The sequence below is a fragment of the Sunxiuqinia rutila genome, assembly GCF_050589705.1.
Classification (GTDB): domain Bacteria; phylum Bacteroidota; class Bacteroidia; order Bacteroidales; family Prolixibacteraceae; genus Sunxiuqinia; species Sunxiuqinia rutila.
Genome location: NZ_JBNGOT010000007.1, coordinates 296,812 through 308,530 on the forward strand (window position 1 = coordinate 296,812; position 11,719 = coordinate 308,530).

At 45.7% G+C, this 11,719-nt stretch carries 5 protein-coding genes; 3 read left to right on the plus strand and 2 right to left on the minus strand.

From position 1 onward, the window contains the following. Positions 1-11 precede the first annotated feature (11 nt). On the plus strand, positions 12-3,896 hold the full coding sequence (locus ACRD6K_RS11345) for a translocation/assembly module TamB domain-containing protein (RefSeq protein ID WP_430973346.1): 3,885 nt from the start codon (positions 12-14) through the stop codon (positions 3,894-3,896). A 711-nt stretch (positions 3,897-4,607) separates the two neighbouring features. Next, on the plus strand, positions 4,608-7,010 hold the full coding sequence (locus tag ACRD6K_RS11350; RefSeq protein ID WP_430973347.1) for a glycoside hydrolase family 95 protein: 2,403 nt from the start codon (positions 4,608-4,610) through the stop codon (positions 7,008-7,010). A gap of 440 nt (positions 7,011-7,450) precedes the next feature. On the opposite strand, the gene ACRD6K_RS11355 is transcribed toward ACRD6K_RS11350, so the two are convergent. Together ACRD6K_RS11355 and ACRD6K_RS11360 are read right to left on the minus strand one after the other, a co-directional pair. Then, positions 7,451-8,335 (minus strand): DDE-type integrase/transposase/recombinase, encoded by an 885-nt coding sequence (locus ACRD6K_RS11355; RefSeq protein WP_430973348.1) that lies wholly within the window; start codon positions 8,333-8,335, stop codon positions 7,451-7,453. Further along, positions 8,332-8,688 (minus strand): transposase, encoded by a 357-nt coding sequence (locus ACRD6K_RS11360; protein ID WP_430973349.1) that lies wholly within the window; start codon positions 8,686-8,688, stop codon positions 8,332-8,334. Before ACRD6K_RS11360 ends, ACRD6K_RS11355 begins: the two co-directional genes overlap by 4 nt. Positions 8,689-10,502: 1,814 nt before the next feature. On the opposite strand from ACRD6K_RS11360, the gene ACRD6K_RS11365 reads away from it, so the two are divergent. Next, the gene (locus ACRD6K_RS11365; RefSeq protein ID WP_430973350.1) at positions 10,503-11,603 is read left to right on the plus strand and encodes a glycoside hydrolase family protein; all 1,101 of its coding nucleotides are present in this window, start codon (positions 10,503-10,505) and stop codon (positions 11,601-11,603) included. Positions 11,604-11,719 lie beyond the last annotated feature (116 nt).

Genomic DNA, 11,719 nt, shown 5'->3' on the forward strand with positions numbered 1-11,719 from the left:
TGAACTGGAGCATGAGAAAAGTGATCAGATATAGTTTGCGACTGCTGGGATATTTTTTCCTTATAATCCTGCTGCTTGTGCTGTTGGCGGGCTTGCTTATTCAAACCAGACCTGTGAAACAGAAACTGGCCCGTGTGGCTGGAGAGCAGGTTTCTGCAGTCCTCAATGGGCAACTGAGCATTGGCCGTTTAGAGGGGAACTATTTTACCAACCTGCGCCTGGAAAAGATTTTACTGTTGCAGGAGCAGGATACGGTGGCTTTCATTGAGGAACTATCGCTGGATTACAGCCTGTGGCCTTTGCTGAATCAGAAGTTGCAGGTTCATCAAATACGAATCAGTCAACCCTGTTTTTATTTGAAGCAGGAAGCTGACTCGAGCTGGAACGTGCAGCATCTGGCTAAACCAACAGCAGAGGAAGCTGATACTGACACGACGAACTCGTCAAGTGCCTTTTCCGTTGAAATTGGCCGATTTGACCTGGTGGATGCCCGGATTCAAATTGACGCGACGGATACCATTATTCCCCGTAGTATTGATCAGCTAAATGCCGGCCTAAGCCTGACATTTTCTTCAGAAGAACAGCAGCTGAACCTGAGTCAGTTGTCGTTTATAACCCAAAGCCCCTCTTTGGAATTGCAGCAACTGGCGTTTCAGCTTAACCGAAATTCAGAGATAACCAGCCTCAGGAACCTCCGGATCAAGACCGCCCGCAATCAACTGAGTGGACAAGGTCGGCTGGCGGAAAAGACCAGTAAGGAGGGGAGTGTTCAACTGACTACGGAGCCTCTGAATCTGCAGGAGTTTGAATTCCTCCTGCCCGGGCTAAACTTGCCGGCCAGCCCGGTTTTTTCCCTCGATGCTTCCATGGAAGAAGGAGGCGGCACGGCCAGTTTGGAGTTGTTGGATGGCAAGCAGCAGATTCATCTGGATGTACACGCCCCTAACCTAGGAGCTTTTCTGTTCGAACAGGCAGATGTTCCGTTGGAGTATGAACTGGAGAGCCAGCTTACGCAACTGGATTTGGCTTACTGGCTGGGCGAGGCTTTTGCAAATTACCTGATTGATGGGCAACTTCGGCTGAACGGCCGGGGAACGGATCCTAAAACGGCGCAGGTAGAACTGGACGGTCAGTTTAACGATCTGCTGCTTGCCGGACACTCGCTGGCGGATTTATCGTTTGGCTTTGAGCTGAATGGCGGACACCTGCGTGGGATGATGCAGGGCGAGGGGGCGTTTGGAAGTTTTCAGCTGCAGCCGGATATTCGCCACTTGCTGGATGAACCGATTTATGGTGTAGGTCTGCAAGTGACTCATCTAAACCTGGCGCCGCTGGCCGGAAACGACAGCCTGCAGTCGGACCTCAATTTAACGGCGCAGCTCGAAGGGCGTGGTTTTGATCCGAAAAATATGCAGGTGCAAGGGCGACTAGCTATGCAACCGTCTTCTTTTCAAAGCATGCAGCTCGATAGCCTGCTGGCTGAACTGACGTATGAAAATGAAAATGTGCTGATCGATTCCTTGGTTTTCAATATTGACGAAATGCAGCTTACGGCGCGGGGAAATTATAGTCTGAATGCTGCATCGGACCTTTTGCTGGCTGTTTCGTTTGACGGGCTGAATGGGTTGAAAAGCTATTTGCCGGTGGATAGCTTGTTTGCCAGTGGACAGCTGCAGGCGCATTTGTGGGGGATGCCCGACTCGCTCAATCTGGAGTCAACCCTGGAGGTGAACAACACCTTGTATCAAACGATCAACCTGAAACGCCTGGAGGTGGACGCACGCGGGGTGCTTTCTAAAGCGGACACAACGGTACAGGCAAGTGTGCGGGCCTATCAGTTGACGCAGGATCAGCTTCAGGTGGATTCTCTGACTTTGGATGCCCAGGCTACTCCGGATTCAGTTTGGGTGGATGGGCGTGTGGTGGCCGAGAAACTGATTAGCGGCTGGCAGGCCGGGGTGAAGCTGGGCGATCAGTTGCGCCTGAGTTTGGAAGATTGGTGGATTGACTTTGGGGAGGAGCACTGGCGCTTGCAAAATGCACCGGCTCTTTTTGAAATGGACTCCGTCAATTATCGGTTAAGCTCCTTTAGAATGGCTTCGGACGCTAGTGATTCGAGCCAGTATGTGATGGCGCAGGGGCAGATCAGCCGCCAGGGAGAGGAAGATTTTACACTTGATATTGGCAACATCGACTTAACGCGCTTGTTGGCTTTGGTGGATCAGGAAGTGCCCGCCTCGGGTACCATTCAGGCTAAGCTGAAAGTGTCAGGAACGGCAGATGCTCCGCAGCTTCGGGGACAGTTTGGCTTGGAAAATGCGCTGCTGAACGATTATCGGTTTACCCAGTTTGGCGGCAGCTTCGATTATGCCCAAGACCTTCTGGGGATGGAAGTGCAGCTGATTCCTCAGGATAGCGGGACGATCGCGTTTACCGGCTCGGTGCCTTTGGGGCTGCGACTGGATAACATGACGGTTGATTTCAGTCCGAAAGAAGCTGTTGAGGCTAAGCTGACCATTGATAAGTTTCCCTTGGCGATCTTGCAAACCCTGGATTTTGGGCAGGAAATTGCGGGTTATATTGAAGGCCGGGTGGATGCCAAAGGTACGCTGGAGTCACCCGATCTGAGGGGAGGTTTGCAGTTGCAAAACGCATCACTTCGGATGCCTGATTATGGGGTGGACTACCCCGAAATTCGCTTCGGAATTAAGTTTGAAGAGGAAGAAGTGCTGCTCGACACCTTGCTGATTCGCTCGAAGGATGGTAAGTTGACGGGGTCGGGACAGATTGGCTTTAGTTCTGACTTTTACAAAGGTGATATTCGCGACTCACGCGTCAAGCTGTTGTTCGATCGGTTTAATCCGGTTAACCATAAGCAGTTTAATATGCAGGTTTCGGGGCAGGCGAGTCTCGAAGGAAACAAAGAGGATGTGCAATTTGATGGCGATCTGAATATTCCGAAGAGTGAGCTTTACTTACCTGCCATTTTTAACCTGATGGGGAAAATGACAGAACCTGAATTGCCTCAGCCAATTTTGATGCGGGAGCTGGAGCGAATGGAACAAACGAAGAGCGACTCGCTGCCTACAGCTGTCGTTGATTTCCAACCCAAAGACACCTTAAGTTTTGATTACTTTGATAACCTGACGGGGGAAGTGCGCTTAAAAATTCCGAAGAATACCTGGATCAAGAGTGAAGATATGCACATTGAATTGTCGGGAGACCTGAAAATGATTAAGCACCGCGACTTTTTTGAACTGTTTGGAACGGTTGATGTGGTGCGCGGACAGTACGATTTGTTTGGGCGTACCTTCATGATTGAATCCGGAACCATCAGCTTTCAGGGAGGCGAGGAGCTGATGCCACAAATGAATATTACAGCCAACTATGTCTTCCGAAATGCGGAGCGTATTCAGCAGAAATTACAAGTGGTCATTAGCGGAACAGCAGAGGAGCCTGCTGTGAACTTCACCCTGGATGGTAGCAGTATTACGGAAGGCGATGCGCTGTCCTACATTCTATTTGGCCGAAGTATGAATGAGCTGACCATGGATCAGCAGGAGAATGTAAGCGGCGCGGGCAACATGGCCGGGCAGGCCGCAGCGTCCATCCTGTCGTCGCAATTAACCAACTTTTTGGGCAATAAGCTGAATGTGGATTACATTGAAGTGAAAAGCGAAGGCAACTTTGAAAATGCCACCGTGGTAGTGGGCAAGTACCTGACCAACGACTTGTTTGTAAGTTATGAACAGCGCTTTGGAGAAACCAACCAGAAAGATATGGCCAAATACGAGGTGAGGCTCGAGTATGAGCTTTTTCGTTTCTTGTTCTTCCAGCTCAACAACTCGTCGAACGACAGTGGTTTTGATATGATCTTTAAGTTTACCGGGGAGTAGTTTCAGTTGACAGTTGTCAGTTTGGTACTCGTTACTCAGTTCTCGCTACTCTAGGGCTGTTAAAATTAACTGCCGGTTTTTTCGGATACTCAGCTATTCGGATTCTGCGTGAGTTCGTACGTTCATGCCTTCATTGATCTTGTCCTTTTGGCTTAATCCAAAAGAACGAAAAGATCAAGGCGGACGATGCTTTTGAACGAAAACGACGGATCAGTCACTCCCCGAAAACCAACTCCTCCCGCTGGTCGTCAAACAGGGTTTTCTTAGCAGGGCCTGCGCGGATTCCTTCCCTTGTTTTCTGTTTCAAAACCCTCGTAGGCCAAGCTTTCCACCTGGCGGTGAAGTGGGGGGAAGCAGGTTTTGCGCCTTCGCGGTAAAGTACTCGCTACTCAATTCTCGCTCCTTTGCGGTTAAAATTGATTGTTGGATGTTTTGAATGTGCCTGACTTCGTGCGTTCATACGTTCGTGACTTCTTGTATTTGCTTCTTGATTATTTAGAATTATGATGAATTATCTTGAAAGAAGCCTCGGAATAAATGGCATTGAGATAGATTTTGATAACTTGTGGGGCTAAATTAACCGACCGAATAGCGGAATTCGAAAGAGAAATTAAACCAATGTGTTAGAACAATACCGAGCATGTTTAGAAATAATATGGTGCGTCATTTTTGGACGTTGTTAACAGGTATTGTTAATAAAAGAAAAAGAACATGATGAAAAGAAACCTACGTTTGGGTGTATGGTTACCGGTGCTGGCCATATGCTTATTGACAGCTTGCAGTAAAAGCACGAACAGTCCAGCGAATAAGGACCATGTGTTGTGGTATCAGCAACCTGCTTCCGATTGGTTCGAGGCATTACCCCTGGGAAATGGGAAACTGGGAGCTATGGTGCATGGCGCCCCCGAAAAAGAAAAACTTCAGTTAAATGAGGAGGCCTTGTGGGGAGGTTGCCCCGAAGACCCGATACCTGAAAATGCCCAAGTTCATTACGCGAAATTTCAGGAGCTCAACTTGGCGGGCCAGTATGACCAGGCCCTGGAGTATGGTATGCAGCATCTGGCAGTTTCTCCCACTTCCATCCGATCTTATCAAACGCTGGGTGATTTATTCATCACATTTGGTCAGCACCAAAATGCGGAAGAATACAAGCGTGAGCTGAATTTGCAAACGGGTATTAGCACCGTTCAATACCAAATTGCGGGCAAGCGGTTTATTCGAGAATCGTTTATTTCAACCAAGTACAACACCCTATTCTATCACTTTAAAAGCCTGGACGGTGAGCCCGTAACTAGTGAGCTGAACTTTGCGCGGGAAACGGATGTCAAGCAATTCGTAAAAGGTAACCAACTGATTATTGACGGGCAGATTTTTGATGATCCGAATGGCTATGATGATAATCCGGGAGGCTCGGGTGAAGGCGGTTATCATCTTAAGTTTGCGGGAATGGTATCCGTGAAAAACCAAAACGGAGAATTGACTTCGGCAGGCAATCAACTGATTATTGAAAACGCGGATGAGTTTACAGTTCTGGTTACTGCGGCAACCGACTATAATGCCGACCTTATGAATTTTGACCGGACGATTGATCCTTTCGCGCTTTGTGAGCAATCGATTGAAATGGCTTCGGCCATTGATTACGAAAAGGCGAAAGCCGAACACATAGCCAGTCATGCAGCCATTATGAACCGGGTACGCTTTGACATTGCGCCTGCCAATGGCGATACCATTCCGACCGACATTCGCTTGGCCAACCTCAAAGAAAGCAAGGAAGACAAGCACCTGACGGAATTGTTTTTCCAGTATGGGCGCTACCTGCTGTTGACCAGTTCGGGCGGCCAATCAGCTCTTCCGGCCAACTTACAGGGAATATGGAACAAGGAAATGTGGGCTGCCTGGGAGTCTGACTTTCATTTAAACATTAACCTGCAAATGAATTATTGGCCCGCCGACGTTTGTAACTTAAGCGAAACCATGCGTCCCTTATCGGCCTTCATGCAAAACCTGTCGGAAAAAGGGAAGGTGACCGCCTCCAAATTTCTGGATACCGAGGGCTGGATGGCGCATCATGTTTCGAACCCCTTTGGACGGACAACGGCCAGCGGTTCTACCAAAGCATCGCAGGTGAACAATGGCTATTGTTTTCCTTTGGCTGGCGCCTGGATGTCAATCACCCTTTGGCGTCATTATGAATTCACGCAGGATCAGGCCTACTTAAAAGGCCAGGCTTACCCGGTGTTGAGTGGTGCGGCCCGGTTTATTCTCGATTTCCTGCAGGAAAATGAAAAAGGCGAACTGGTGACAGCTCCTTCTTATTCGCCCGAAAACAGTTACATTGATCCGAAAACCGGGAAGACGCTTCGAAATACAGTGGCGGCCGCCATTGATATTCAGCTTATCCGCGATGTTTTCAATGCTTGTTTGCAGTCCGAGAAAATATTGAATCAGCCAACCGAACTGACCCCTTCAATTACTGATGCGCTTCAAAAGCTGCCCACGATCAAAATTGGCAAGGATGGCACCATTCAGGAATGGTATGAAGATTACGAAGAAGCAGAAGTTGGACACCGGCACATTTCGCACTTGTATGCGTTATACCCGTCCAACCAAATCAATAAGAATACGCCTGAGCTGTTTGAAGCGGCCAAAAAAACCTTGGCCAAACGCTTGTCGGCCGGTGGTGGCCAAACCGGATGGAGCCGCGCCTGGATGATTAACTTTTACGCCCGCTTATTTGATGGCGATGAGAGTAATAAACACATTTACCGGCTGATTGAAAAACAAATAAGCCCCAACCTGTTTGACTTACATCCGCCTCATATTTTCCAGATTGACGGCAATCTGGGAGCCACTGCCGGAATTGCAGAGATGCTCCTGCAAAGTCATACCGATGAAATACGCTTGCTGCCCGCCCTGCCTTCCTCTTGGAAAGATGGCGAAGTGAGAGGTTTATGTGCCCGGGGTGGCTTTGAAGTAGCCATGAAATGGGAGAATGGAACGTTGATTGAAGCCTCGCTGCTCTCGAAGAATGGGAATAAGGCCTGCATTAGCTACGAAGGGAAACGAATTGAGCTGGAAACCGAAAAAGGACAAACCTATCGGCTCGAACTTTAATTGACAGAAGGGGCGGTTGAGCTTGTCAGCCTGCCCCGCTGCTTTTGTTAGTTCTCAGTTCCTGAGTTCATCAGTACATAAGATGCGTGCCTCCGTGTGTTCCTTTCTTCGCGTTTCCTTGGTGTTAAGGAGAGTGTTGTCAGTTGTCAGTTGTCAGTTGTCAGTTGAGAGTTGACGGTTTGACCCTTCATAAATGAGGTTGACACGATATAGACTAATTGAAACTTCTTGTTAATAACATATTTTACTTAATCAAAATACACGTTTTACTTTTATCACTGTAAAGTGAAACGGAGATGGGCTCTGCTGGGGAGCAACCCATCAAGGGATAGCTTTATCAACTGAAAAAGTTCCAAGGAGGAGACGGTTCGTTCTTCCCCTTTTTGTTGGTTTAAAAGTATAAACTTTTTTGGTTGTGTATGCCTTAAAAAAAAACATGATTATATTTTAACTTCTTTGATCTGCTTTACAGGACGCTTATCAGCCTGGATTCCTCGAATCTTTTGGGCAAAAGCCTTTGGAGTCATGTACCCTAAGGCCTGGGATGGCCATACTTCATTCACCTGGTGTTTGATTTTTTGCAAAGCCCTGTTTAAATGAGCTACATTCTTAATGTCATAATCAAGCAGATATTCATTCTTGACTATGCCGTTGGTTCTCTCTGACAAACCATTTTCCAAACAATTCCGGGCATGACTCGGTGTAATCTGTGCATTTCTCAATAAGCGTTGAAAGCTATGGCTTCTGTATTGTGACCCGGCATCAGTATGCAAGATCAGCTTATGATTATACTTGCCCTGCTTGTTGTATTTAAAAACTTGTCGAAGGCATTTTTCTGCATTTACCCCTTCCATGGTCTTGCTACCTATTAGTCCCTTTAATTCTAAGGTGTAATAATCCTGAAACTGAAAGATATAGTATAATCCGCTTGAGTTCTGGTAATAGGTGATATCGCCAACAATAACCTGATTATCTGTCCTCAGGTTCATTCCGGATACCAGATTGTCAAATTTATAGTGATGCCCCCTGGAGTCGGTTGTCTTTATGTAAGACCGATAGGGCTTTAAAGCAAACCCGCGCGCACTCATTTCCCTTTCAAATTGGTTTACCCCAAGTGATGTGGACAGTTGCTCTTTGTAAAAAATTGTTCGTAATCCTGATCGTGATTTTATACCTCGATTTCGGAGAACAACCTTTTCCGCCTGATCATAGAGCTCTGCTTTCCTGTTTTGATGAATAAGACGCTTGTGGTAAGCTTGACGGCTTATTCCTGCAAAATTGCAGATCGCTTTCAGGCTGTGTCCTTGCGTGCGAAGTTGAGTCATGACTTGGGTTTGTACTTTTTTACCAGATCCTCTCCTTCTTCTTCGCTAAGAACATCCAGTGTGGTTTTGTAGTAATCCAGTTCAAGCTGTTTCTTTCCTACAATACGCTCCAAATCACGTATCCGTTCAAGCAATTCCTTGTTCTTAGTTTCCTCGCTGATCTTTTCAACAACAACCCGCTCCGATTGACTGAGTTTGGAATACTTCTTTTTCCACTTGTAGATTGCAGTGGTACTTACTTCATAAATCTGACTTAGTTCTGTGACAGTGATTTTTCCACTGTCTAACAATTCCACTTTTTCCTTTTTGAAGGCTGTGCTAAAGGTTCTTCGGATCTTTCTTTGACTTCTCATAATTTTTACAAATTAAAGAAGTTTTCAACCCTATATAGCGTCAACCTATATTATGAAGTAACAGTTTTCTGTTTGGTACTCGTTACTCAGTTCTCGCTACTCTGCGACTATTAGAAGTTGATTGTCAGATCTTCGGATGCTTAGATTGTCAGCTAGTTGAATTGTGCGTGCGTTCATGCCTTCATTGATCTTGTCCTTTTGGCTTAATCCAAAAGAACGAAAAGATCAAGGCGGACGATGCTTTTGAACGAAAACGACGGATCAGTCACTCCCCGAAAACCAACTCCTCCCGCTGGTCGTCAAACAGGGTTTTCTTAGCAGGGCCCGCGCGGATTCCCTCCCTTGTTTTCTGTTTCAAAACCCTCGTAGGCCAAGCTTTTCACCTGTCGGTGAAGTGGGGGAATTGGGTTTTTAATGTTCCTGAGTACTTAAGTTCACCAGCGGCAAAGGGCATGGATGATCTTCTTCTGCCTTCTGTCTGATTACTTGATTCTGTATTCTTTGCGGTTAATTAGGAGTGTTGTCAGTTGTCAGTTGACGGTTTTCTGTTTGGTACTCGCTACTCTGCGACTGTTAAAACTGACTGCCGGATTTTTAAGAAACTCAGCTATTTAGCTGGTCGGATTCTGCGTGCGTTCATGCCTTCATTGATCTTGTCCTTTTGGCTTAATCCAAAAGAACGAAAAGATCAAGGCGGACGATGCTTTTGAACGAAAACGGCGGATCAGTCACTCCCCGAAAACCAACTCCTCCCGCTGGTCGTCAAACAGGGTTTTCTTAGCAGGTCCTGCGCGGATTCCCTCCTTTGTTTTCTGTTTCAAAACCCTCGTAGGCCAAGCTTTTCACCTGGCGGTGAAGTGGGGGAATTGGGTTTTTAATGTTCCTGAGTACTTAAGTTCACCAGCGGCAAAGGGCATGGGTGATCTTCTTCTGCCTGATTACTTGATTCTGTATTCTTTGCGGTTAATTAGGAGTGTTGTCAGTTGTCAGTTTTCTGTTTGGTACTCGCTACTCTGCGACTGTTAAAACTGACTGCCGGATTTTTAAGAAGCTCAGCTATTTAGCTGGTCGGATTCTGCGTGCGTTCCTACGTTCATGCCTTCGTGTGTTCATTAATCTATCCCCAGCTGAAAACAGCTCTTTTTATCCTGAAAGTACCCCTTTCTGTCTCAAATGGACCTCTTTTTGTGACAAAACAACCTCTTTATTTTTGAAATGCACCTGTTTCTGATATTAAAGGAGGTGTTATTCTGTCAATTTGTATGATTCAAGAGTGATTTCGTACCATAAAGCACCGGCTGGAACGGATTCGCCCTCCGGTTTCAGTTAAGCAGGGATTTACAGGCTTTAAAAGCTTCGTCTTTTAAGCAGGCGATACAAAATGCGGAAGCTCTGGATGAAAGCAGGTTCCTGTGATGGAATGCCAATTAAAGGACATGACCAGGATTCCAATTACTGATCCGCAACTTAATTGTTTGGGTAAAGGGAATTACATGTTCTAAAGAGATAAATTTCCCTTAGTCATCATTTTTTGTCATTAAAAACGACAGACTGCAGGCCTCTCGTTAACACATCGCTCAAGCGAGTGGCCGTTAAGAGCAAAAAAACAAGAAAAAGTAAGAACTGGAAAGAACGGTTCAAAAAACATTTATTAAATTTCAATCCTAAACAACACAATGAACACAGCCATTATCAACTATTTAAATGAAACTTTTTCAAAAGAGCTTTTAAACATGATTTATCGCGGATAAAGAATTGATTGGAGCCCATGCACAAAAAAAATACCATTCAGACAAATTATAAAGGTGAATAATATGATAAAAAAACGACATTATCCTCAGATTATAGTTGTTGCTTTCGTACTGATTTTTGGTATTTGTGCATGCAACTCCAGCAGGAATCACACCGAAAAGATTTTTATCAAAGGTGTATATGGCAATCCGGGTACATTATTGGATGCCGGCTATACTTTTGACGAATTGGGCCTCAATGCAATAGTTGTCAGAAGCAGTTCACTCAACGATGAATTGTACAATGCCGCACTTGAACAAGGGTGCAAGGTTTTTGTGGAGTTTCCCGTATTACTCGGAAAACAATATCTTGAAAACAATCCGCACTGTTGGCCGATAGAAGCGAGTGGGGAGCAATCACCCCCTGCTGACTGGTTTATGGGTATCTGCCCTACTTGCCCGGACTTTAAGGCCGATAGAAGGCAGCATCTTCAACGTATTCTTAACCAGTTTAAGGTGGATGGTATTTTTCTTGATTATTTGCATTGGCATGCTCAATTTGAGACTCCCGAACCAATTTTGCCTGAAACTTGCTTCTGCGAGCGTTGTACCGGTTTATTTTCGAGTAAATACAATATTGATATTGCGGAGGAAAATATTTCGGATATTTCCAATTATATCTTGTCTTACCATGAAAAGGAATGGAGAGATTGGCGCAGAAGCATATTAACCGAGTGGATAATAGATTTGAAGCAAATTTTAAAAAGTCACCAACCAGAATCCTTATTAGGCTTATTTTATTGCGCTTGGTATCCTGATGAGTATGATTCTGCCCTTTATCGCATAATGGGTATCGATATCCATGACTTTGCCAGAGAAGCTGATGTTTTGGCTCCGATGCTGTTTCATCATATGAAAGATCGTCCTGTTAATTGGATTGGAGAATATACAACTTGGCTGGATTCGTTAACTAACTCAATACGCCCTGAAAACAAGCCAGAAATTTGGCCCATTGTGCAAGCACATAATAGTCCGGGCGAAGTCAGCCCTACTGAATTTCGAGAAGCAATGCTGCAAGGGAGCTCATTTCCTGCTAGCGGAATTATGATGTTTTCGGACAGAGCTTTACTTCAGGACCCACGAAAAATAGACATTATGAGAGAATTCTATTTGGTGGAGCCTTAATAATAATTCAATGAAGATTGAAATCGATCCTTGTTTTCGGTTTCAAAACCCTCGTAGGCCAGGCTTTTCACCTGGCGGTGAAGTTGGGCAAATTAAATTCTGTAAGTTGTATGTCT

Bases quoted from the DNA above. Each gene is read 5' to 3' on its own strand.
- ACRD6K_RS11345 (WP_430973346.1), top strand. From the start codon at position 12: ATGAGAAAAGTGATCAGATATAGTTTGCGACTGCTGGGATATTTTTTC.
- ACRD6K_RS11350 (WP_430973347.1), top strand. From the start codon at position 4,608: ATGATGAAAAGAAACCTACGTTTGGGTGTATGGTTACCGGTGCTGGCC.
- ACRD6K_RS11355 (WP_430973348.1), bottom strand. From the start codon at position 8,335: ATGACTCAACTTCGCACGCAAGGACACAGCCTGAAAGCGATCTGCAAT.
- ACRD6K_RS11360 (WP_430973349.1), bottom strand. From the start codon at position 8,688: ATGAGAAGTCAAAGAAAGATCCGAAGAACCTTTAGCACAGCCTTCAAA.
- ACRD6K_RS11365 (WP_430973350.1), top strand. From the start codon at position 10,503: ATGATAAAAAAACGACATTATCCTCAGATTATAGTTGTTGCTTTCGTA.